Here is a 24,708-nt window from a genome sequence, read left to right on the forward strand (position 1 = left end):
AACACATGACTCAATTTGTTGAATTAAGTAATTCTGAAATTAGTTCGGCATTATTATTTTGTAAATTAATTATCTGTTCTTGATCTAATCCACCAACGGAAAGCTTAGCCATATCGTAAACATGATTAGCAATTTTAGATGCCAATGGATTCTCAATAGGATCTTTTTCATCAATAATTATTTTGTTGCCTGTAATTTTATTAAGACCAACAATAAGTGGATGTTCTTTGTTAATTAAGAGCACATGATATTCAGGTAAGCCAGGCATCTTTTGTTCCATGTAAGCGCCCATATCATTAATTCTTCTCATTTGCTCTGGAAGCAGGATCATCGCTGGTGGAGCATCTTTACTTGAAAGTGACTGCACTTTAACTGTTACTTTCTCATTGTTGAGGGCGTTAACTATTGTATCTCTAAGATTATCAGTATTTGATTTGCCATCCTTATCTACAATTTCCTTAGATTCATTATCTTCTAGTTCATTTATTTCTGAGTCTACTCTTTGGAATTGATAATCTTCATTTTTACTTTCCAACCATGGAAGAAATTGTGCGTCAATTAAGGGATCTGATTTAATAACTTCTTTATTATCAGATAAACAGATATTTAATGCACTAGATTGTGCAATCAAATCTGAACAGTAAATTATTTTTTTAGAATCAGTTAATTTATTTCGCTCTTTATAATTTGCGAGAGTTGTGAAATATTTATCATTTGACTTGATGAGGGATTTATTTTCAATATCTTGAGTTACGTCTTTCTCAGCATTTATTATTGTCTCGAAAATTATACTGTTATTGACTAAATCAGCAAATTTTTCATCTTCTATAGCACCAATTTTAATAAAAGCAGAGATTGAATCCCAAATTTCAGCATAAAATTCTGGAGAATTTTTTATCAAATCCTTCAGTTTATTGGCAATTTTTTTTGAGATAAATGATGATATGGACCTCACTTTTCTATCTGTTTGTAATGCACTTCTACTAACATTTAGGGGTATATCTGTAGAGTCAATAACTCCTCTTAAAGGTAAAAGGTATTTTGGTACTATCTCTTTAATTGAATCGCTTACGAATACTTGATTGCAAAATAGTTTTATTTCTCCCTTTTCCCAATCAGCTCTACCTGACAACTTTGGAAAATATAATATCCCTTGTATGTCATATGGATAATCTGTATTTAGATGAATCCATAACAGTGGATCTCCCTGGAAAGGATAAAGGTATTTATATAACTCAATATAATCTTCATCTTTTAATTCATTAGGTTGTTTTCTCCAAGGAGGATTTTTCTTATTAATTGTCTCTCCTTCTAATAAGACATCTATTGGCATAAAATCACAATATTTTTTTATTAGTGATTTAATCCTTTCAGGCTCGATGAACTCTTTTTCTTCTTCAAGTAGGTGAAGAATAACATCTGTACCAATTGTCTCTCTTTCTGATTTCTCTAACGTGAAATTTGGCGATCCATCACATGACCATTTGAAAGCATTTGATTCCCCAATTGCTGACTTAGTTAATATATCAACTCTATCTGCCACCATGAAACTTGAATAAAACCCTAGTCCAAAATGACCTATGAATTCATCATTATCTTTTTTATATTTTGTTAGGAATTCTTCAGCACTAGAAAATGCAACTTGATTTATGTACTTCTTAATTTCTTCATCATTCATTCCAATTCCATTATCGGAAATTGTTAGTGTATTTTTTTCACGGTTAATTGTTATTTTTACTTGAGCCTCCTCAGTATTCTCGCAATCACCTGCCATAGAGGCCATTCTTCTTTTACTAATTGCGTCAACACCATTACTAACAAGTTCTCTTAAAAAGATTTCATGGTCAGAATATACTGCCTTCTTGATAATTGGGAAAATATTTTCGGTATTAATACGAATTTCGCCTTTTTCCATAAAAAAAATCAAATATATTAAATCTTATTTCGTAAAAACTAGTTAATCAAGTTTAATTAGGAGTATTGTCCGAACAATATATGAATTTAAAAGTTAAATAAATTTTTTAATGGTTTTATTTAACCCACAAAATATCACTACAATTATTTTCTCTCATAATTTGATTGGCTTTTGCCAAGTCATCACATGGATTTAAATGTAGGACGGCAATATTTCCTTTTTTCTGTTGTACTTTTTGTTCATTCATCCCTTTTTCTAACAAATAAGATTCTTTAAACATCAATAAAATCTTTTTGTTATCTGTCTTTTCTTCCTTAATTAAATTTCTTAAAATGTCTACCGAAATTGTAAATCCAATTCCATTAAATATTTTCTCATTAGGACTAAATGATCTTACTAACTCATCATATCTTCCGCCTTTTGCGATGATGCATTTATTTTTACCATTATCCCCTATTAGTTGAAAAACTATTCCTTCATATAAATTCAAGTGAGGTTGGAATGTGGGATCAAGTTGTAATTTAACTCCATATTTTTTTGATATTTTTGATAATGTTTCAAATAAAAAATTTAAGTCATCTAATGTTTTACTGGTACCAAATATAGTTTTTAATTTTTTCAATATTGCTATGGGCTCTCCTCGTGTGAATAAAAGATCTTTAAGAATATATTTATCATTTTCATCTATTTCTAATTTAGATAAATTGTCTTGATCAAAATTAACAAGACTTTTCTTAATTTCTTCAAAATTATTATTCTTATATTTGTTCAGTATTAAGTCCATTATTTTTGTGGTGCTTACTAGTAGAAATAAATCACAACCATCCTTCAAATTAATATTATCGATTGAATCAAACAAAATATTAATAACTTCAATTTCTGGGTATTTTGTATCATATCCAATTAATTCAATTCCACTCTGCAATTTTTCTTGTAACTTAAATGAATTTTTATTATTTTGTTTTTTATCAAAAACCATTCCATTGGTGAATAATCTTATAGGTCTTTTCTTATTTATTAATCTAGTAGATGATAATTTGACAATTGATGTTGTCATTTCTGGCCTAAGACATAATGAATTATTACTTACTATTCCAACAACCTGATTTTCGTCAATAACGCCACGGCCTTTTATGGTCTCTAAAGTATTAATAAATGAGGGTGAAACCTCTTCATATCCCCATAGTTTATAAATACTATTTAAATTATTTATGATGTTTGAGTTATTTTTTACATCGACTAATTTAATTTCCTTTATATCTGTCATTTTGATATTAAATTAATTTTAGGTATAGAGATTTTTTTTAAATGGAGAGACTTTATCTAGTTCATTTTTTAATTCATTCTCAAGGCTGGGAGAACAAGCTAAAATTCTTCCTGAACTTAAATTAAATTCGCCTGATGGATAATCAGAAATAATACCACCAGCCTCTTTTACAATAATAGCACCGGCCGCTAGGTCCCATACCTCCAATCCTCTTTCCCAATATCCATCTACTTTACCTGCAGCAACAAATGCTAGATCAACTGCTGCTGCACCGCCTCTTCTAACACCTCTAGTTTTATGTGTTAAATAACAAAATTCAGCATAATTATTATTCTCTGTCTCAAATCTGTCATAAGAGAAACCAGTTACAAGTAGACTATCAGATAGATTAGATGGATTCGATACTTTAATTTCACTATCATTGCAGAATGAGCCTAAACCTATACAGGCTGAATATAGTTCATTTAAATATGGTACTGATATAGCCCCAATAATTGGCTTGTTTTTATATACAAGACCAATAGAAGTCCCAAAAAAAGGATATCCATGGGAATAGTTTGTTGTACCGTCTAATGGGTCTATACACCACGTTAAATCCGATGATTTGGTTAATTTACCCGATTCCTCTGCATTTATAGATATGTTTGGTGTCTCTTCTAATAAATATTCTTTTATTTTATTTTCAACTTCCAAATCTACATTGGTAACTAGATCACCCTTCCTGCCCTTTGATGATATTTTCTGAATTTTATTGTAATTAACTTTTAAAATTTCATTACCAATTTGAGCGGAATTCTTGGCTATTTCATACAAAATGGATAAGTTTTCTTGGTTTGCGAGTTCCTCTATTTCACTTAATTCAAACATGATAGTTAATCTTCCTCAAATTCCCAAGGTGGCGCAACTCTTGTGTTTCCCCTCCCAAAATATTGTCCAAATTGTAAATCATAAACTTCATCTTCATATGTAGTTTCTACCTCAAGATCTGAAGTTGCTTTAGCGACACAAAGAAGTGCATAGCCTTTGTCTTTTAAAGCCTGAGATACACCCATAGCTTCAGGTTGTTGTAAGGTACCAGATTTAATTTTAACTGCACAACTTGTACAGCAACCATTTCTACATGAAAATGCAAGTTTGAAACCTTTCTTTTCAAATTCCTTAAGTATATATTCGTCACTATTAACCTGCTCTTGGTAGACCTTTCCGGTTTCTTTATTTTTAATCGTAACTGTGAAAGTCTTATTCAAATAACTTTCCTCAAAAATGGCATGATAAGGGGTTAAAATGATTATCTTGGGAGAGGTGGCCGAGTGGTTGAAGGCGCAGCACTGGAAATGCTGTATAGGGGCAACTTTATCGAGGGTTCGAATCCCTCTCTCTCCGTTTTATATTAGTTTATTTTGGTTAACTACATCAACAACTTTCTCTCTATAAAATTTTATTAGATAGATAATAATCTTTTTGACAAGTTAGAAATAATCTTATTTATTTAAATTAAGTTGAAAATATTTGATTTTTACTATTATATGTAGATATCTAAGATAAAAATTAATTAAATTATTATTAAATTTTGCTTTAATTTAGCGATCTAAAATCATGGGGCAAATAGTTGGAATAGATTTAGGTACTACTAACTCTGTTGTGGGAGTTATAGAAGCTGGTCGTCCAATTGTTATTGCTAATTCTGAAGGATCTAGAACCACTCCTTCAATAGTTGGTTTTACAAAGGAAAAAGAAATAGTAATAGGTGACCAAGCAAGAAGACAACTTGTTTTAAATCCAAAGAATACTTTTTACAACTTAAAAAGATTTATTGGTAGCGACTGGGACGAATTAGATGATAACAGTATATCTGTTCCCTATAATGTTAAAGCTAATAATACTGGAAGTGTGCGTGTTCTTAGTCCAAATACAGAAAGAGAGTATGCTCCTGAAGAGTTAGTTAGTTCATTAATTAGAAAACTAATAAATGATGCTGAAACATATCTTGGAGATACTGTTGACTCTGCTGTTATTACAGTCCCTGCATATTTCAATGAATCTCAAAGGCAAGCTACAAAGGATTCTGCAATATTGGCTGGAATCAGAGTTGATAGAATCCTAAATGAACCTACGGCAGCTGCTTTAGCTTATGGTTTTGAAAAAAGTTCATCTAATAATGTTCTGGTTTTTGATTTAGGGGGAGGAACATTTGATGTTTCTTTATTAAAAATTTCTAATGGTGTATTTGATGTTAAAGCCACTTGTGGAGATACTCAACTAGGTGGTAATAATTTTGATTCAAAAATAGTAGATTGGCTTGCTGAAAAATTTCTTGCTAAACATGATATTGATTTAAGAAGGGATAGACAAGCTTTACAAAGATTGACTGAAGCTGCCGAAAAAGCTAAATGTGAATTATCAGGATTGCAAAAAACAAAAATATCCCTACCCTTTATCACAACAACTAAAGATGGTCCATTACATATTGAAGAAACATTAAATAGAAAAATATTTGAATCATTATCCCAAGATCTATTAGACAGATTATTAGAGCCTGTGCAAATAGCCTTAGATGACTCAGGATGGAACGCAGAAGATATAGATGAGGTGGTTCTTGTCGGTGGCAGCACCAGAATTCCAATGGTTCAACAATTAGTTAAGACTCTTGTTCCTAATGATCCCTGTCAATCCGTTAATCCTGATGAAGTAGTTGCAATTGGTGCTGCCATACAATCTGGAATAATTAGTGGTGATTTACAAGATTTGCTACTAAATGATGTTACACCTCTTTCTTTAGGTTTAGAAACTATTGGAGGGCTTATGAAAGTACTTATTCCTCGAAATACACCAATTCCAGTACGACAGTCTGATGTTTTTAGTACATCAGAAGCCAATCAATCTTCAGTTGTTGTTCAAGTAAGGCAAGGTGAAAGGCCTCTAGCTTCTGAAAATAAATCACTTGGTAAATTTAGATTATCAGGAATACCTCCAGCTCCAAGAGGGATACCACAAGTTCAGGTAGCATTTGATATTGATGCTAATGGTCTTTTAGAAGTAAGTGCTACTGATAGGACAACTGGAAGAAAGCAAACAGTTACAATTTCTGGAGGTTCTAATTTAAATGAACAAGAAATTTCTTCTATTCTTGAAGAAGCTAAGTCAAAAGCCAATGAAGATAGAAAGATAAGATCTGTCATTGATAGAAAAAATAGTGCATTAACACTTATTGCACAAGCTGAGAGAAGGCTTAGGGATGCCTCATTGGAATTTGGTCCTTATGGTGCCGAAAGACAACAACGAGCTGTTGAATTAGCCATTCAAGATGTAGAAGAATACTTAGATGTTGATGATCCTCAAGAATTAGAAATTTCAGTAAGTGCCCTCCAAGAAGCATTATTCGGTTTAAACAGAAAATTTGCATCAGAAAGGAAAACTGATAATAATCCACTACAGAGTATAAAAAATACATTTGGATCATTAAAAGATGAACTCTTTTCAGATGATTATTGGGATGATGACCCTTGGGATAATCAAATGAATAGAAATTATAGAAATTCGAGGTATGGTAACTCTAGGGATGATGATCCATGGGACAATGACTATTACCTCTAAAAATGACTATTTGTCGATTTTGGGTTTATCTCCTGATTTCGATGACAAGGAACTTAAAAAAGCCTTTCGAAGTGAAGCAAGAAAATGGCATCCTGATTTAAATAAAAATGATCTTAATGCAGAAGAAAGATTTAAATTAATTAACGAAGCGTACGAATACCTGCGTGATCCCAATAAAAGAGATAATAGTTCGGATAAAAAAAATCAAGAGGATTACGAAAATAATAATTTCAAGACTGGTTTCCCGGATTTTCAAGATTATCTAAACTCATTATTTGGATATGAATACACCCCAAAGAATTTTGACGAATATGATAATGAACAATTTGAAGATGAACCCATATATACAGATAATGATGAAATTAATAATTATGAATACCCAACAACATCTCCAGAAGAGCCGCCTCCTGTTAAACTCTACCAAGACATTGAAACAATTATTGAATTAACTCCTGATGAGGCTATAAATGGAGCTTCAATTTTAATAGAGCTTGAAGATCAAACTGTAGTTGAAGTTGATACACCTCCTTTCGCTGGAGATGGATGGAGATTAAGACTTGAAAATATTGCAAGGGGAGGAAAAGATCATTATCTACAATTAAAAGTTCAAACAGATAGTGGTCTAAGAATTGATGGTTTAAGAGTTCATTATAAATTAGAGTTATTACCTCATGATGCTCTTCTTGGTTGTGCAGTAGAAGTTCCTACCCTTGATGGGAATGTCACACTTCAAGTGCCACCAAAATCTTCTACCGGGAGAATGTTACGTTTGAAAGGTAGAGGCTTAACTTTTGAAGATAATGTAGGTGACCAATATGTTGAAATCTTGGTGGTTATACCTGCTGATATTAATGATGAGGAAATTGCTTTATATACAAGATTACAAGAATTATCACTTTCTGATTCTTAATCAAATATTATATAAAAAAATAATTTAGATACTTATGAACATATTTGTTCTTTTATATAATTCAGGAACAGATAAGGAAGGAATTCATTCGATTGAACTAAAAGGAAGAACTATAGTTCTTATGTTTGAAGACAAGGATGATGCAACAAGATACTGTGGTCTCCTTGAAGCTCAAGATTTTCCTCTTCCAACAGTTGAAATGATCAACATTGATGAAATAAAGGATTTCTGCATTAAATTAGATTATGAATGCAAATTAGTTGAGAGAAATTTTGTGCCTAAAACAGCAGAAGATAGGTTATTAATTTCACCACCTCAGAAAAATCTAGAAGTTGATAATTGGGAGGGTGAAAACAATAATAAAGAAAACATTGATATAAATACCATTAAGGAAAACCTTGAAAAGTTGCTTTAGCTATTAAAATATCAATTAATTACTCAAAAAAATAAAATATGACAACTGCATTATTTGAAACAGAAGTTGGGAACATTAATATTGAATTTTTCCCTGACGACGCACCTAATACAGTTAAAAACTTCACTAAGTTGATTGGTGATGGTTTTTATGATGGTCTAGCATTTCACAGGGTTATTCCAGGATTTATGGCTCAGGGTGGGTGCCCAAATACTCGTGATGGAGCATCTGGTATGCCTGGAACCGGAGGCCCTGGATATAATATCAAATGTGAAATTAATTCCAATAAACATCTAAAAGGTTCACTTTCTATGGCTCATGCAGGGAAAGATACAGGTGGTAGTCAGTTTTTCATAGTTTATGAACCACAGCCTCATCTTGATGGAGTTCATACTGTTTTTGGTAAAACAGATGATATGGATGTAGTGCTAAAGCTTACTAATGGTTCAAAAATTCTAAAAGCAACCCTAAAATAGTAATTTAGTCTTCAAAAACAATACTAAATGTCTCTTTATCTAGATTAAATTTTCTTGTAGATGAATATAAAATTTCATTATTAATAGTAAATTTAGTATTGATTAATTTGATGCTATTTTTTGGGTGTAATGCTTGTTCAATATTTCTAGAAACAATGATTCCAATCTTTGTACTGTTTTCATAATTGGATAAAAATTGAATAAATAATTCTATATTCTTTATTTCTTCATCAGTAATGTTGGAATTGGTTCTATTCTGATCATGCAAAATTCGCCAAACTAATTTTGGTCGATTCCAAAAAGCCAATAATCTTGGGGTGCTTTCAAGTTTAATATTAATGTTTTGATCACTACAGAATTTAATTACGTTATTTTTTATTGGAACTAGATCAATTGATTTATATTTTCCGTCAAGAAAAATTGATATAAATGGGTCGATATTCCTGGAATTAGGATTATCTTCATCAATCATGTGGCCTAGCTTGGTTTTTTTTACACTCAAATATTCTGCATTATTATCGTTTGGACAAATTACTAATGGAACTCTCTCAATTACTTCTATTCCATAACCACCTAATCCAGCAATCTTTCTAGGATTGTTTGTAAGTAATTTTAGTTTTTTTATTCCAAGATCGGTTAATATCTGTGCTCCAACTCCATAATTTCTGAGATCAGCTGGAAAACCTAATTTTTCATTAGCTTCTACAGTGTCTAATCCACCATCCTGTAAGCTGTAAGCTTTTAATTTATTTATTAGACCAATACCTCTGCCTTCTTGCCTCAAGTAGACAACAACTCCCTCTTCCTCTTTTTCTATCCTTGATAAAGCAGCCTCTAATTGAGGTCTACAATCACAACGTAATGATCCAAAAGCATCGCCAGTTAAGCACTCTGAATGCATTCTTACTAGTACAGGTTCACTTAATTTTGATGATTTTTGCTTAACTAATGCAACATGCTCTGAACCATCAAGTTCATTGACATATCCATAAGCTTTGAAATTACCAAAAATACTTGGAAGAACAGCGTCGGATTTTCTAAATACAAATCTCTCAGTTTGAAATCGATAACTTATTAAATCAGCTATGGATATTAATTTCATTCCCCACTTTTTTGCATACTCTTTAAGTTGTGGAAGTCTCGACATGGAACCGTCAGGATTTTGTATTTCACAAATCACTCCAGCTGGATATAGACCTGACATCGCCGCAATATCTACTGCCGCTTCGGTATGACCTGCCCTCTTTAATACACCACCTTTTTTAGCTCTTAATGGAAAAATATGTCCTGGCCTCCTTAAATCATCAGGTTTTGTATTTGGGTTTATTGCAACTTGAATTGTCTTTGCCCTGTCTTCAGCGGAAATTCCAGTAGTAACATTATTTTCAGGACCAGCATCAATTGATATCGTAAAAGCTGTTTGATTTTCATCTGTATTTCTATCCACCATTAATGGTAAATCTAAAGAGTCAAGCTTTTCACCTTGCATAGCTAGGCATATAAGGCCACGTCCCTCAGTAGCCATAAAATTAATTTGCTGTGGAGTTGCAAACTGCGCCGCACATATTAAATCTCCTTCATTTTCTCTTCTTTCATCATCTACAACAATTATGCATTCACCATTTCTTATCGCTGCCAACGCATCGCTGATAGGATCAAATTCAATTTTAAAAGATTCATTTATATCCAAAATTGTTCCATTATTTGATTTGGGACTTGTTTCTTTCATTATTCCTATCAATATAGAAAAATAGTGTTTTAGTTACCTTTAATTCAACACTTTATAATCCTATCTCAAAGTCTACCAATTCAAAGAAATGAATGTTGCAATAGTTGGTGCTACTGGTTACGGAGGTATTCAAGCGGTAAATCTTTTAAAGAAGAATAAAAAATACAAAATTTCATTTTTAGGAGGTAATAAAACCTCTGGATCAAAGTGGAATGATAATTTCCCTTTTATTTATCTAGATAATGATCCTTATATAGAAGATATTTCAGTAGATAATATTTCAAAAAATTCAGATGTTGCATTGCTTTGCTTACCAAATGGAATATCTTCAACATTGACAAGAAAATTAATAGATAGAGGAGTTAAAGTTATTGATTTATCAGCTGATTACAGATACAAGTCCTTAGACGAATGGAAAAAAGTATATTCCAAAGAAGCTGCTATTTATAAAAGGAGTGACGATGATTTATGCAAAGAGGCAGTCTATGGTCTTCCTGAAATAAATAAGGAAGCCATTTCAAAAGGAAGATTAATTGCCTGTCCAGGATGTTATCCAACATCTGCTCTTATTCCATTAGCTCCTTATCTTTCTCAAGGAATTATTGAAAATGAAGGTATAGTAATTGATTCTAAAAGTGGAACTTCTGGTGGTGGTCGAGAACCAAACCAAAAGCTACTTTTATCAGAATGTGGTGAAGGTCTATCAGCATATGGATTGATTAACCATAGACATACCTCAGAGATCGAACAAGTAGCATCTTTAATATCTGGAAATAAAATTGAACTGCTCTTTACTCCTCATTTGGTTCCGATATCAAGAGGTATGCATTCGACTATATATGGGAGATTAAGAGATCCAGGATTAACTTCTGATGATTGCAGAATTCTTTTGGATAATTATTATAGAAATTTCAAAAATATTAAGGTCTTACCTGTAGATACATTCCCATCAACAAAATGGGTTAAAAATACAAACCAAATTTTCCTTTCTGTTAAAGTCGATATTCGAAATGGGAGGATTATTATTTTATCTGCAATTGATAATTTGTTAAAAGGTCAGACTGGGCAAGCAATTCAAAATTTAAATCTTATGTGTGGATTTTCAATGGATGAAGGTCTTGATTTAACTAATAATTTTCCATAAAATTACTTCTTATCAAAAACCCAGCTTGAGAGATTGAGTGAGGTAAAATTTTATGCTCAAGCATTTGTATCCTTTTGGAAAGTGATTCAATATCATCATCGTCTCTAATTGACAATGCAGCTTGCATTATCAATGATCCACTATCTACCTCCTCTTCTACAAAATGTACTGAACAACCAGTTATTTTTGAACCATTTAATATAGAGTCCTTTATCGCTGAACCACCTTTATATGCGGGAAGTAATGAAGGGTGAATATTTATTATCTTATTCTTAAATTTATTAATAAAAAAAGGAGTAACAATTTTCATCCAGCCTGCCATAACTACAAGTTCAACATCGTAATGAATTAAAGTATTCACAATTTCTAATTCAAATGCCTCCTTTTGCAGAAAGTCTTTGCCTCTTATAATTTTGTGAGGTATTTTTTTACTTTCAGCTCTCTTTATACATCCTGCATCATCTTTGTTAGTTATTAGGACTTTTATATCTATATCTAATTCTCCTTTTTCTGAGAGATCAATTAATTCCTGAAAGTTTGTTCCTTTCCCAGAAGCAAGAACACCTATTTTTAATTTAGGGGAAAATCTTCTAAATTCAGATATCTCAGGCGAAATTATGTAATTAAATGATCTATCCAAAATTTTTTTATTTTATCCAATGATAAATTCATATGAAATAAAAAAAACCCTCAATTTTAATTGTTTATATTCAAAAACATATTTATTTGAAGATAATAATTTAAACAAATTTAAATGATTCAAATCTATGTACTATTCGTATAGATATAATTGAATAAGAAATAAAAGAAACAAATATATAAAATGAATGGAGATTTAAACTCTTGGGATAAATTTTGTAATTATCTTTGGTTTGATAAAAAATTAAATATTTGGTTAGACATAAGCAAAATTAATTTCACAAGCAAAGAGATAAAAAATTTAGAAGATAAATTTAAAGATGTTTTTTCATCAATAAAAGAATTAGAAAATGGTGCAATCTCAAATATTGATGAAAATAGACAAGTTGGACATTATTGGCTTAGAAATCCATCAATTTCACCCTCTGCAAAAATAGGGGAAGAAATTAGAGCAGATATTAATTCAATCTCTGAATTTGGAAAACAAATTTTAAATGGGGATATTAAGAATAAGAATAATCAGCAGTATACTGATGTTCTATGGATAGGAATTGGTGGAAGTGGATTAGGACCATTACTTATTACAGAGTCACTGCAGAAGTGTTCTAAAGGCTTAAATTTTTCTTATATCGATAATGTTGATCCTTTTTTAATTAGCGAAAAGTTAGAAGAGTTATCTGAAAAATTATCAACAACATTATTTGTAGTAGTAAGCAAATCAGGTGGTACGCCTGAACCTAGAATTGCTATGGAAATTATTAAAAGTCACTGCGAAAACAATTCTCTTGAATGGAATTCTAATGCTATAGCTATAACTATGAAAGGTAGTAAGTTATTTAAAAAAGCTACTTCTGAAAATTGGTTAAAAATATTTAATTTGCAAGATTGGGTTGGTGGAAGAACTAGTATTACAAGCTCTGTGGGATTACTTCCATTAGCTCTTATTAATGAAAATATCTCTGAATTTATCAGAGGTGCATCATTAATGGATGAAGCCACACGTATAAGTGATTTTAATAATAATCCAGCAGCACTATTATCATCCGCATGGTATCTAACTGGGGATGGTATTGGAAAGAGAGATATGGTCGTATTACCTTATAGAGATAGGTTACAGGTTTTTAGTAAATATCTTCAGCAATTAGTAATGGAATCATTAGGAAAGAAATTTAATAGGAATGGTCAAGTAGTTAATCAAGGTATTTCCGTTTTTGGTAATAAAGGATCTACAGATCAGCATGCTTATGTTCAGCAACTGAGAGATGGTATTGATAATTTCTTTTGTATTTTTATTGAATTATTAGATTCTCCATCTACTAATATATTTGATGAAAAAGAGAATCCTAAAGAATATCTTTCTGGTTTTTTACAAGGAACCAGATCAGCACTCTCTAGTGAAAACAGACAAAGTATTACTATTACGTTAGAAAAGTTAAACTGTTTTTCACTAGGTGCCTTAATTGCTTTATTTGAAAGGGCTGTATCCTTCTACGCTGAATTGGTAAATATAAATGCATATGATCAACCTGGAGTTGAAGCTGGAAAGAAAGCAGCTGCAAATATTATTGAGTATCAACAAAAAGTAAGTAATTTATTAGATGAAGGTGGAGAATATTCTATAAATGACATAACATCATTGTTTGATAATTCAGTTAGTGAACCTATATTTTTTATACTCCGTGAAATGTGTTTCGGAAATGATAATTATTTAGTTAAGGGCGATTGGTCAAATCCAAATTCATTAGTTATTCAAAAAATAAATTCTTAAACAACAATATTCATTATTTTTCCTTTAACAATAATTATTTTTCTTATTTCTTTGTCTAGAGTCCATTTTAATATGTTAGGTCTTTTAAAAGTCAATTCTTTAATTTGATCTTCACTCATATCATTATTAATATTTACTTTGTCTCTAACTTTTCCATTCACTTGTATTACTAGTTCATATGAATCTTCCTTTAGTGCCTCGGCATTAAAGGAAGGCCAGTGTTCTAAATGTACAGATTTTTTAAATCCTATAAGATGCCATATTTCTTCTGCAATATGTGGTGCAAATGGAGCCAACAAAATAGAAAATGTTTTTAAAGCATCAATTTTTAAATTATTGTTTACATCATTAATGGAATTTGATAATGAATTATAAAACTTCATTAGTTCTGAAATCGCAGTATTAAATTGGTTATTTAATATGTCATTTGAAATTTCCTTTATAGCAATGTTCATTGACTTTATTAAACTTTTTTCTTTATCTGGATAGGAATTAGATTTACTATTTATATCTTTTGCACAATTTATATAAAGCTTCCAAATCCTACTTAAAAATCTAAATTGTCCTTCAACATCTGTATCTCCCCATTCCAAATCTTTTTCTGGTGGTGCTTTAAATAATATAAACATTCTTGCAGTATCTGCTCCATATTTTTTAATTACTGATTCAGGGTCTATTCCATTATATTTAGACTTAGACATCTTCTCGAAAAGAACTTCGAGTTTAGAATTGTCAATTGGATCTGTAGGATTTGATAAGTCAATAATATCGGAAGGAGAAACATATTTACCAGTTTTATTGTTTTTATAGGCTGCGGACTGAACCATTCCTTGCGTTAATAGTTTTTTGAAAGGTTCATCAATATCAAATAGTTCATTATCTCGCAAAGCTTTAGTGAAAAATCTTGCATATAACAAATGCAATATTGCATGCTCTACTCCTCCAACATATTGATCTACAGGTAACCACTTATTAATTTGATTCTTTTCAAATGGCTTAGTTGAACATTTTGATGATGGATATCTTAAAAAATACCAAGATGAACACATGAAAGTGTCCATAGTATCAGTTTCTTTTCTTGCCGCTATTCCACATTTGGGACATGTTGTATTTATCCAATTATTATTATTACCTAAAGCATTAATCTTGTTAGCGGAGATTTCTATATCTTTTGGTAATGAAACAGGCAAATCCGATTGGTCTAAAGGAACAGCTCCACATTTTTTGCAATTAACAATGGGTATCGGACATCCCCAATATCTTTGTCTAGATATTAACCAATCTCTTAAACGATATTGAATTTTATTTTCGGCCCATCCATTATTTACTCCCTCCTCTGTAATTTTTAATTTAGCAATAGTATTTGCTATACCATTGTATTGATTTGAATTAATTAGATATCCATTTTCTACATATGCATTATCAAGCTCATTTCTTTGATCACTTTTATCCTTTACTATTACCTGTTTAATATCTATATTGTTTTTTTTAGCAAACTCAAAATCTCTTAAATCATGAGCAGGTACACCCATAACCGCGCCTGTACCGTATTGATCAAGAACATAACTAGCCACCCAAATAGGTATAGGTTCAGAATTAACTGGATTAATTGCTATTAAGCTAGTTTTTATTCCAATTTTTTCAAGTTCATTATTTTTATTATCTTTCAAATATTGTTTAAGATTTTCTATATCTTGTATGGTTTCTTGATCACTAATTTTTTTAATTAATGAATGATTTACAGAAATTGCTAAATAAGTAACTCCAAATAAAGTATCTGGTCTTGTTGTAAATACAGTTATTTTCTTTTCTGGATTGGTATTGATATTGAAATTAATATTTGCACCAATTGACTTTCCAATCCAATTATCTTGCATTATTTTTACTCTTTCTGGCCAGTTATCTAATTTTTCTAAATCCTTCAATAACTCATCAGCATAATTAGTAATTCTTAAAAACCATTGCTTTAATAATTTTTTTTCAACTACTGCCCCAGATCTCCAAGATTTACCCTCTGAGTCAACTTGTTCATTCGCTAGGACTGTATTATCTATAGGATCCCAATTAACTTCTGATTCCTTTTGATATACAAGACCTGAATTGTATAACTCTAAAAATAGATATTGAGTCCAAATATAATAATTTTCATCACATGTAGCAAATTCCTTATCCCAATCAACTGATAGTCCCAAAAGCTTTAATTGTGACTTCATATGAGAAATATTTTTTTTTGTCCAGACACTTGGACTAATTCCTCTTTCAATCGCAGCATTTTCAGCAGGCAAACCAAAAGCGTCCCAACCCATTGGATGTAAGACAGATTTACCCTTAAACCTTTGGAATCGAGCTATTAAGTCTGTAATAACATAATTCCTAACATGTCCCATATGAAGATTACCTGAAGGGTAGGGAAACATTGATAAGGCATAAAACTTATCGCTATTCTCAGTTAATTCATCGGTTTTGTATAAATTGTTTTCTGTCCATATTGACTGCCATTTTTTTTCTATTTCAGATGGATTATATAAATTGGTATCAGCCTCATATTGTTTATTGGGAGAAATCACTTAATTTTTATTTGTTAAATTATTATTTTAATATCCATTGTATAAAATAGAAATAGATTGTTAAAAGGAATAATTTATAATTAAAATTTAAGATATATAAATTACAAATGAAAAACATAATTTTTGAAAAATATCAAGGTAACGGAAATGATTTCGTGATAATAGATTCTAGAGGAAATGAATTATATAAAAATTACAAGACAAATAAAATATTTGATATAAAAAAAATTTGCAACAGGCAATTTGGAGTTGGAGCAGATGGTGTGATTTTTATAGAAGAACCTAATGAAGATAATTATGCAAAAATGATAATTTTTAATTCTGATGGTTCTGAAGCACAAATGTGTGGAAACGGAATTAGGTGTTTAGTTGAGTATCTCCACGTAAATGATTCAATGAATAATAAAAATATAGAATATAAAATTGAGACTAAAGCAGGTTTAAAAATTGCAAAATATATAAATGATGAAATTACAGTAAAAATGGGAGTTCCAATTTTAGAATGTCAAAATATTCCAACAACAATTGAAAAAAAAATAAATTCAATTCCTTCACACGAATTTATTGAGAAAGATTTTAATAATATGGGTTATGCCGTAGGAATGGGAAATCCTCATTTAATATTCTTTGTAAAAGACATAGAGTCAATTGTTCTTTCCAGACATGGTCCTATATTTGAAAATAATGAATTATTTCCTGAAAAAACTAATGTGCATTTTTGTCAAATTTTAAATAGAGATAATATCAAAGTAAAAGTATGGGAAAGAGGTGCAGGAGCAACCTTAGCTTGTGGAACAGGTGCCTGTGCTATCCATGTGGCAGCTTATAAATTAGGCCTTTGTAATTCACAAACCATAGTAACCTTACCAGGAGGTAATCTTAAAATTGATTGGTCAAAAGACGATTGTGAAGTAATGATGACGGGTAACGCTAAAAAGGTTTTCTCAGGATCAATGTTAGTAAATTAATGGAAAATAATTTTATCTATTTAGATAATGCATCCACAACTCCATTATCTGAGAATGTTTTAAATATAATTAATTCAACTTATATGAATTATTGGCATAACCCTTCATCTACATATGAGCTAGGGATAAAATGCTCTACATATCTTGAAAAAATTAGATCTAAAATTGCTTATATATTTGAAGCAGATCCAGAGGATATAATTTTTACATCTGGTTCTTCGGAATCGACAAATATTGTATTTAATAATATTTATGAGAAATTTAAAAATGGTAGGGTTGTTATTTCAAATGTTGAACATCAAGCCACAACTATTTGTGCTAATAAACTAAGAAAACAAAATTGGGATATTTACGAATGGACGGTAAATAATGATGGAATTTTAAATATTTCTAATATCGAAAAGTTTTTAAACAATAATACTAAGCTTGTATCAATTATTTGGGGACAAAGTGAAATTGGAACAATACAACCTGTCCAATTAATAGGTTCCAAATGTGAAGAATTAAATATAATGTTTCATTTAGATGGAACTCAAATATTAAGTAATGGAATATTTAGTTGGAAAGATCTTAAATGTGATTTTTTAAGTTTATCCGCTCATAAATTTGGAGGTCCAAAAGGGATCGGTATTCTTTTAACCAAAAAAAAGTCTAGACAAATTTTGAAAAATAATGACATATCACTTACTCAGGAATTTTCAATTAGACAAGGTACACAAGCTTTGCCATTAATCGCTGGAATGTATGAATCACTAAAGAATATTGAAGGAAAAATAAAATTAAATGATTACATAACTGAATTTCCTTCTAATAATATTAATAAACTTAAAAATTATTTTTTTCAAAAAATTAAGGATAATAATCATATAAAGATTACGGGTAGTATTAACCATAGACTTCCCAGTCATATTTCTTTTCTACTATTAAATAAACTATTTGAGCCTATAAGAGCCTATAAGATTATTAATTTCATGTCAGAAAATAAAATAGCTATAAGTAGTGGAAGTGCTTGTTCAAGCTCATCTGGGAAACCTAGCTCAACACTTAAAAATATTGGTTTAAAAGATGATGAACTATATTCAAATATTCGTGTTACTTTAGGTTCAATAAACAATAAGTCAGAAATAGATAAATTTTTAGAACTTATTCAAATATGTATTGACAAATTTTAATGGAAACCAATTACAGACTACCTAAAGATTTAAATGAATCTCTTAAGAATATGGAGGATGCAATTATTCAAAGTTTATTAGATTCAAATAAAAGATTTACTATTGAATTTAATTTTGAAGGATTAAAGTTTAACAGAATTGGAATAACTATCTACAAGATATTGTCTAAAAATAATAATGTATTCATAACATTTGCTGATCAAGGTGCTGTGGCTTTGGCTCAAAGAGACTATCCAGATATCAAAGATAAAATCTTTACTTTTAAATCATTTAATGAATCAAATAATATAAATAATATTGATAGTGCAATGATATCGATACTACCTCAGCCATATGATTTCGATTCATTTGAACCAATGTCTGATAATTATCAAGGTACGCATTATTCATTAAATCCAAAATTTGAAGATGCCAATATTGGTATAGGAAGTGTTATTAGAGAGCGACGTAAAAACTTTGTCAAAACATGGAATAATATTTATTTTCTGCAGCCTTTAAATAAAGCTGCTCTTATGCATATTTATCCAAATAACTGGTTGCTTTTCAAAGAAGAAAATAAAAGATATTTTTTTAAAAAAGAATTTGAAATTAAACCCGACAATGAATCTATTTTTGTAAATTTATAGATTGAACGTGATAAAAAAAATATATTCATTTTTCTTTATTCTTCTTGTATTAGTAACATCTCCTTTCTTAATAAGATATTTACTAGCAAATCAGAAAATAACTATTTTAAATAGTATTTATTTTAATTTCCCGGGAATAATTACTAAAAACAAAATATGTCCTACTTATAATGCTCTATTGAATAAAACGCTTGATGATTCTTTTAGTGTATCAATTATTAATAATAAAGGGGAAATAATAAGTTCCTACAATGAGGATGTTTCAAGGTTGCCAGCATCTAACCAAAAATTATTCTCATCAGCTTATGTTTTAAGTAAATATAAATTAAATAATAATTTAAAAACTTCCTTATTTAAGAATAAAAACGATTATTATTTACATGGTCAAGGTGATCCAGATCTTAATTATGAAAATATAATCGAACTAATTTCAAATGTTAAAGAAAATAAAATTATAAACTTTAATATTGTAGAAATTGATTCAAAATTATATTGGCCTAATGGTTGGACAAATACTGATAAACTTTACGAATATGGATCTCCAATTACATCTCTTGCAATAGAAAGTAATCACAATAAATATGATGATATTTATGCATTAAAAAATTTTATTAAAAATTATCTAAGAAATAAATTTCCAAATTCAAAAATATATGTAAATTTTTTTGATTCAGAAAAAACTTTTTATTTAAAAAATTTTAAAGAGATAAATAAAGTATATTCAACTCCAATTCTTTCATTATTAACTCTAACAAATTCTGAAAGCCATAATTTTACGGCTGAATCTCTTTTTAAAAATGCCTCAAATACATGGAACGATAATAACTATATAAAATTGAAAAGATGGCTTGAAAATAAAGGCCTCCCAGCAACTAATGCATACTTTGCAGATGCTAGTGGATTGTCTCGAAAAAATAAAATTACAACAAAGTTAATTGTATTGTTTTTAGATAAAATGAGATACTTTAATAATTTTAAAGCTTATCAATCTACACTTTCAATTACGGGAGTGAGAGGAACATTAGCTAAAAGATTTGTAAATAGTGAATTGTCTGGAAAGTTTTTTGGCAAAACTGGGACTCTTTCAAATGTCTTTGCATTATCTGGCTTTTTATATAAAAATGAAAAGCCAATAATTATAAGCATTATCCAAAATTCTAATAAAATTGATAAAGAAAAAGCTTTTAAATTATTACGTGATCTTTATTACTTGAAACCTTGTTAACAAAATATTATTTAAAATATTCTTTTAAATCCCTCTCAACAGAGGGGGGTACCATGTGATTAATTTCACCACCAAATTTTGCAACTTCTTTTACTAAAGAACTACTAAGAAAACTATAATTTGTATTTGTCGATAAAAATATAGTTTCAATATGATTATTAAGAGATTTATTTGTATGAGCAATCTGAAGTTCATACTCAAAATCACTCATTGCTCTTAAGCCTCTAAGAATAAGATTAGCTTTTAGATCATTTGCACAATCAACAGTTAGACCAGAATAAGAAATAACTTCAATATTAGGTAAATGAGAAAGAGAATTTTTTATTTGTATTATTCTTCTTTCAAGATTAAATGTTGGTGTTTTAGAGGTATTTTCTAAAACAGCAACTACTAGATTGCCAAATATTTTTTCAGCTCTTTCTATTAAATCAAGATGCCCATTTGTTAGAGGATCAAATGTACCTGGATAAAGAATTTTCATGAATTTATTATGATCGAATAAGAAATTTAGTTAAAATAAGATTATTAGTTTAATCAATTATGACATTAAATCTAGAAGCAAAAAAAATCTTATTAAGAAAAATACCTCACGGATTATTTATTTGTGGCGTTAGAGACGAGGATAAAAATGAAGTGAATGGATTTACTGCAAGTTGGGTGACTCAAGGTTCTTTCACTCCACCATTAGTTGTAATGGCTGTTAGAGCAGAGGGTTCTAGTCATGAAATAATAAAGTCAACGAATAAGTTCTCATTAAATGTGCTCAAAAGTGATCAAAAGGATCTAGCAGCTGTTTTCTTTAAACCTCAAAAAGCATTAGGAGGTAGATTTGAATCTGTTGAATTTAATTTAGGTGAGCTTGGATTGCCTATTTTAGTTGATAGTGTAGGTGGTGTTGAATGTAATGTTGTTGGAAGTGTTATGCATGGTGACCATACCGTTTTTGTAGGAGAGGTTCAATCTGCTTATCTGAATAATGATGTTGATTCACTAAATTTATCTTCAACTGGCTGGAATTATGGAGGTTAATCACTATAAATGAGTAATTCCTCTATCGAAAAAATAAATAACAAATATAATTTTAAAATTGAATATAAATTAATTAATAATAAGGAGTTATTAAAATCAAGATTATCAGAAATTCCAAAGTCATCTGGTTGTTATCTTTTTAAAGATATTGATAATAACTTACTTTATATCGGTAAATCTAAAAAACTACGCAGTAGAGTAAGTAGTTATTTCAATAATTACTCAGATTTGACTCCCCGATTAAGTTTGATGGTTCGTCAAATAACTGAAATAGAAATAATAGTTACAGATAGCGAATATGAAGCATTAAATTTAGAGTCAAATTTAATTAAAACAAACAAACCATATTTTAATATTCTTTTAAAGGATGATAAGAAATATCCATATCTTTGTATAACTTGGAGTGAAAAATATCCTCGAATATATATTACAAGAAGAAGAAGAAATAGAAATAATTTAGATAGATATTATGGACCTTATGTTGATGTCGGATTATTAAGGAGAACATTATTTACGATAAAAAAAATATTTCCACTTAGACAAAGACCAAGGCCAGTTTATAAAGATAGAACTTGTTTGAATTATTCAATAGGAAGATGTCCAGGTGTTTGCCAGGAAGTTATATCATCTGACGATTATAAAAAAATAATGAAACAAGTATCTATGATATTTCAGGGAAGAAATGATGACTTAGAAATATTTTTAAAGAAAAAAATGCTGCAATTTTCAAATGATTTAGATTATGAGAATGCCGCAAAAATAAGAGACCAAATTTCAGGTTTAAAATTATTAACTGAATCACAAAAAATATCAATACCAGATTCTTCAATTAATAGAGATATCTTTGGAATAGTTTCAGAAAAAAATGTAGCTAGTATACAAATTTTTCAAATGAGATCTGGTAAGCTCATTGGGAGAATTGGCTATAGTCAAAAATTAGATAATGAAGATGAAAATCTTATTTTACAAAAGATATTAGAAGAGCATTATATGAATGTTGAACCTGTAGAAATACCATCAGAAATTCTTATTCAATATAAACTTCCAAAGCAAACAACCATAGAGGATTGGTTAACGGAGCTTAGAAAAAAGAAAGTAAAAATCTTAATCCCAAAAAGAAATAAAAAACATGAAACTGTAGAAATGGTTTTAAAAAATGCGAAATTGGAATTAGATAGAATATTAAATGGGATACAAGATAATGAATCATCAATTGAGGATCTTGCCCAAATACTTGAATTAAGCGAACAACCTAAAAGAATTGAAGGTTATGATATAAGCCATATTCAAGGTAGTGACCCTGTAGCATCACAAGTCGTTTTTATTGATGGGATTCCTTCTAAACAAGATTATAGGAAATATAAAATTAAAGATCCAAACGTTTTTGTAGGACATAGCGATGATTTTGCTTCGATATATGAAGTAATACATAGAAGGTTTAAAAAATGGTCAAGATTTAAAAAAAGCGGAGGGGATTTTTCAATATTAAATGATAAAACGAATAGTAAATTAGACAATGAACTTCTATCAGATTGGCCTGATTTAATAATGATTGATGGAGGAAAAGGACAGTTAAATGCAGCTATTAAAGCATTAAAAGAACTAAATCTTGAGGAAGAAGTAACTATATGTTCATTGGCAAAAAAAAATGAAGAAATATTTATTCCAGGATTTACTAAGTCTCTTGATACTGATGAAAATCAAAAAGGAGTTCTTCTATTAAGAAGGGTAAGAGATGAAGCACATAGATTTGCATTATCTTTTCATAGAGACAAAAGATCTAAAAGAATGAATAGATCTCAATTGTCCCAAATAAGTGGATTAGGACCATCAAGAATAAGAGAATTGCTTGAGCATTTTAAATCAATAGACGCGATAAGAATAGCTAGTAAAGAGGATTTATCAAAAGTTAAAGGACTTGGAAAAAATTCAGTAAATGATATATATGAATATTTTAACGAGTTATAAATATTAATTAATTTTTGAAAAATAGATTTCTTGATATTGTTAAATATAACTATATTAAAAATATATATTTTTTAATTGATCTAGTAATTTGGCAGCTGAAGCATATCTCTGGTTTAAATCACTTCACATTATTGGTGTAATCGTTTGGTTTGCGGGACTTTTTTATTTAGTAAGACTTTTTATATATCATGAAGAATCTAAAAATATGGATAATGAATTAAAAATTGCCTTTAATAAACAATACACCTTAATGGAAAAAAGGCTGGCGAATATAATAACAACACCTGGGATGATATTAGCTTTAAGTATGGCTATTTGCATGGTTATTATGCAACCAAGTTGGTTAAGTGAGAAGTGGTTGCAAATTAAAATTTCTTTTGTTTTGGGATTAGTAATTTATCATTCTTATTGTTATAAAATAATGTATTCATTACATAATGGTACTTCAACCATTTCAGCAAAAAACCTTAGATTATTAAATGAATTGCCTACTTTATTATTATTTATAATTGTACTTTTAGTTATTTTTAAAAATAATTTTCCAACTAGTGTTGCTACATGGAGCGTAGTTGGACTAATTATTTTCATGTTGGCTTCAATACAATTATATGCAAAGATTAGAAAGAAAAATGAGAATTCATTAAGTAATGAATAGGGAAGACTTAGTAAAATTAACTTCCAATATTAATAAAAATAGTTGTCCTAAAAATATTAATTTTCACTGTCATACAAAATTTAGTGATGGAAGTTTAGAACCATATGAACTTTTAGAACAAGCTTATAAAAATAACTTGAAATTTTTATCAATAACCGATCATCATACAGTTAAAGCTCATGAATATATAAAAAAAAATAATATACTCAAAAATTATCCTAAAGATTCTTTTACATTAATTTCGGGAATAGAAATTAATTGTTTGATTTTAGGATGTTTAGTACATGTAATTGGATTAGGAATAGATATAAAAAGTAAATACCTAAATCCCTACATCCTTGGGGAGTCTCCAATAGGTAATGATTTAAATATTAAATCAGTTATAAAAGCAATAAATTTAGCTGGTGGTTTATCATTTCTTGCACATCCAGCGAGATACAGGATTCCCTTTTATAAATTAATTCCAGAGGCTAAAATACAAGGTATTGATGGAATAGAGGTATGGTACGATTATGAACTTAATGAAGTATGGAATCCTAGTTTATTTGTATGTTCAGAAATAGATAAATTAGCAGATAAATATTCAATGCTAAAAACATGCGGAACAGATAGTCATGGACTTTCGCTATTAGGTAGATAAT

General features: G+C 29.6%; 22 protein-coding genes and 1 tRNA gene. 15 read left to right on the forward strand and 8 right to left on the reverse strand.

All coding sequences use genetic code 11. The features are described 5' to 3' along the window. Positions 1–10: 10 nt before the first annotated feature. From htpG to HA140_RS04730, 4 genes are all read right to left on the reverse strand, one after another. Complete coding sequence (htpG, locus tag HA140_RS04715) at positions 11–1,915, reverse strand: molecular chaperone HtpG (protein WP_209039989.1); 1,905 nt, start codon at positions 1,913–1,915, stop codon at positions 11–13. Between the two features lie 115 nt (positions 1,916–2,030). Further along, positions 2,031–3,182 carry an ATP phosphoribosyltransferase regulatory subunit gene (locus HA140_RS04720; protein ID WP_209039990.1) on the reverse strand — a complete coding sequence of 384 codons (1,152 nt, stop codon included), beginning with the start codon at positions 3,180–3,182 and terminating at the stop codon, positions 2,031–2,033. Between the two features lie 18 nt (positions 3,183–3,200). Further along, positions 3,201–4,049: an inositol monophosphatase family protein gene (locus HA140_RS04725; protein WP_209039991.1), complete on the reverse strand. Its 849-nt coding sequence runs from the start codon at positions 4,047–4,049 to the stop codon at positions 3,201–3,203. 5 nt (positions 4,050–4,054) lie between these two features. Continuing rightward, positions 4,055–4,429 carry a 2Fe-2S iron-sulfur cluster-binding protein gene (locus HA140_RS04730; RefSeq protein ID WP_209039992.1) on the reverse strand — a complete coding sequence of 125 codons (375 nt, stop codon included), beginning with the start codon at positions 4,427–4,429 and terminating at the stop codon, positions 4,055–4,057. 49 nt (positions 4,430–4,478) lie between these two features. On the opposite strand from HA140_RS04730, the gene HA140_RS04735 reads away from it, so the two are divergent. The 5 genes from HA140_RS04735 to HA140_RS04755 all read left to right on the forward strand — a co-directional run bounded on the left by HA140_RS04735 (position 4,479) and on the right by HA140_RS04755 (position 8,577). Then, a tRNA-Ser gene (locus tag HA140_RS04735) sits at positions 4,479–4,565 on the forward strand. A gap of 213 nt (positions 4,566–4,778) precedes the next feature. Beyond that, positions 4,779–6,776 (forward strand): molecular chaperone DnaK, encoded by a 1,998-nt coding sequence (gene dnaK / locus HA140_RS04740; protein WP_209039993.1) that lies wholly within the window; start codon positions 4,779–4,781, stop codon positions 6,774–6,776. Beyond that, on the forward strand, positions 6,727–7,686 hold the full coding sequence (locus HA140_RS04745; protein ID WP_209039994.1) for a DnaJ C-terminal domain-containing protein: 960 nt from the start codon (positions 6,727–6,729) through the stop codon (positions 7,684–7,686). The genes dnaK and HA140_RS04745 overlap by 50 nt, the downstream gene beginning before the upstream one ends. Before the next feature lie 34 nt (positions 7,687–7,720). Continuing rightward, positions 7,721–8,101, forward strand: coding sequence for a DUF3110 domain-containing protein (locus HA140_RS04750; protein ID WP_209039995.1), 381 nt, complete (start codon positions 7,721–7,723; stop codon positions 8,099–8,101). A gap of 38 nt (positions 8,102–8,139) precedes the next feature. Beyond that, complete coding sequence (locus HA140_RS04755) at positions 8,140–8,577, forward strand: peptidylprolyl isomerase (protein WP_209039996.1); 438 nt, start codon at positions 8,140–8,142, stop codon at positions 8,575–8,577. Between the two features lie 4 nt (positions 8,578–8,581). On the opposite strand, the gene ribBA is transcribed toward HA140_RS04755, so the two are convergent. Further along, on the reverse strand, positions 8,582–10,306 hold the full coding sequence (gene ribBA, locus HA140_RS04760; RefSeq protein ID WP_245156198.1) for a bifunctional 3,4-dihydroxy-2-butanone-4-phosphate synthase/GTP cyclohydrolase II: 1,725 nt from the start codon (positions 10,304–10,306) through the stop codon (positions 8,582–8,584). Between the two features lie 88 nt (positions 10,307–10,394). Between ribBA and argC the strand changes: the two genes are divergently transcribed. After that, entirely contained in the window at positions 10,395–11,450 is a 1,056-nt protein-coding gene (argC, locus tag HA140_RS04765) for an N-acetyl-gamma-glutamyl-phosphate reductase (RefSeq protein WP_209039997.1), read from the forward strand. Here the strand turns inward: argC and purN are convergent. Beyond that, positions 11,434–12,090 carry a phosphoribosylglycinamide formyltransferase gene (gene purN, locus HA140_RS04770; RefSeq protein ID WP_209039998.1) on the reverse strand — a complete coding sequence of 219 codons (657 nt, stop codon included), beginning with the start codon at positions 12,088–12,090 and terminating at the stop codon, positions 11,434–11,436. The genes argC and purN overlap by 17 nt on opposite strands. A gap of 183 nt (positions 12,091–12,273) precedes the next feature. Between purN and HA140_RS04775 the strand changes: the two genes are divergently transcribed. Beyond that, positions 12,274–13,857, forward strand: coding sequence for a glucose-6-phosphate isomerase (locus HA140_RS04775; RefSeq protein WP_209039999.1), 1,584 nt, complete (start codon positions 12,274–12,276; stop codon positions 13,855–13,857). Here HA140_RS04775 and leuS read toward each other — a convergent pair. Continuing rightward, on the reverse strand, positions 13,854–16,424 hold the full coding sequence (gene leuS, locus HA140_RS04780; protein ID WP_209040000.1) for a leucine--tRNA ligase: 2,571 nt from the start codon (positions 16,422–16,424) through the stop codon (positions 13,854–13,856). The two genes, HA140_RS04775 and leuS, sit on opposite strands and share 4 nt — an antisense overlap. Before the next feature lie 107 nt (positions 16,425–16,531). Here leuS and dapF point away from each other — a divergent pair, with 107 nt between their 5' ends. Genes dapF through HA140_RS04800 form a run of 4 tightly spaced genes read left to right on the forward strand, consistent with a single transcriptional unit; the run spans position 16,532 to position 20,415 of the window. Then, entirely contained in the window at positions 16,532–17,392 is an 861-nt protein-coding gene (dapF, locus tag HA140_RS04785) for a diaminopimelate epimerase (RefSeq protein WP_209040001.1), read from the forward strand. Continuing rightward, positions 17,392–18,564, forward strand: coding sequence for a cysteine desulfurase family protein (locus tag HA140_RS04790; RefSeq protein WP_209040002.1), 1,173 nt, complete (start codon positions 17,392–17,394; stop codon positions 18,562–18,564). The genes dapF and HA140_RS04790 overlap by 1 nt, the downstream gene beginning before the upstream one ends. Beyond that, entirely contained in the window at positions 18,564–19,190 is a 627-nt protein-coding gene (locus tag HA140_RS04795; RefSeq protein WP_209040003.1) for a DUF1995 family protein, read from the forward strand. Before HA140_RS04790 ends, HA140_RS04795 begins: the two co-directional genes overlap by 1 nt. A gap of 7 nt (positions 19,191–19,197) precedes the next feature. Continuing rightward, positions 19,198–20,415, forward strand: a complete 1,218-nt coding sequence (locus tag HA140_RS04800; RefSeq protein ID WP_209040004.1) for a D-alanyl-D-alanine carboxypeptidase — start codon at positions 19,198–19,200, stop codon at positions 20,413–20,415. A gap of 7 nt (positions 20,416–20,422) precedes the next feature. Here the strand turns inward: HA140_RS04800 and coaD are convergent, their stop codons facing one another. Further along, positions 20,423–20,896, reverse strand: a complete 474-nt coding sequence (gene coaD / locus HA140_RS04805; protein WP_209040005.1) for a pantetheine-phosphate adenylyltransferase — start codon at positions 20,894–20,896, stop codon at positions 20,423–20,425. 59 nt (positions 20,897–20,955) lie between these two features. Here coaD and HA140_RS04810 point away from each other — a divergent pair, with 59 nt between their 5' ends. The 4 genes from HA140_RS04810 (at position 20,956) to HA140_RS04825 (ending at position 24,707) form a co-directional block, all read left to right on the forward strand. Further along, entirely contained in the window at positions 20,956–21,444 is a 489-nt protein-coding gene (locus HA140_RS04810; protein WP_011818417.1) for a flavin reductase family protein, read from the forward strand. Positions 21,445–21,453: 9 nt separating this feature from the next. Continuing rightward, positions 21,454–23,412 carry an excinuclease ABC subunit UvrC gene (uvrC, locus tag HA140_RS04815; protein ID WP_209040006.1) on the forward strand — a complete coding sequence of 653 codons (1,959 nt, stop codon included), beginning with the start codon at positions 21,454–21,456 and terminating at the stop codon, positions 23,410–23,412. An 88-nt stretch (positions 23,413–23,500) separates the two neighbouring features. Beyond that, complete coding sequence (gene hemJ, locus HA140_RS04820) at positions 23,501–24,067, forward strand: protoporphyrinogen oxidase HemJ (protein ID WP_025933531.1); 567 nt, start codon at positions 23,501–23,503, stop codon at positions 24,065–24,067. Continuing rightward, the gene (locus HA140_RS04825) at positions 24,060–24,707 is read left to right on the forward strand and encodes a PHP domain-containing protein (protein WP_209040007.1); all 648 of its coding nucleotides are present in this window, start codon (positions 24,060–24,062) and stop codon (positions 24,705–24,707) included. The genes hemJ and HA140_RS04825 overlap by 8 nt, the downstream gene beginning before the upstream one ends. Position 24,708 lies beyond the last annotated feature (1 nt).

The organism is Prochlorococcus marinus CUG1417, from assembly GCF_017695975.1.
GTDB lineage: Bacteria > Cyanobacteriota > Cyanobacteriia > PCC-6307 > Cyanobiaceae > Prochlorococcus_A > Prochlorococcus_A marinus_AG.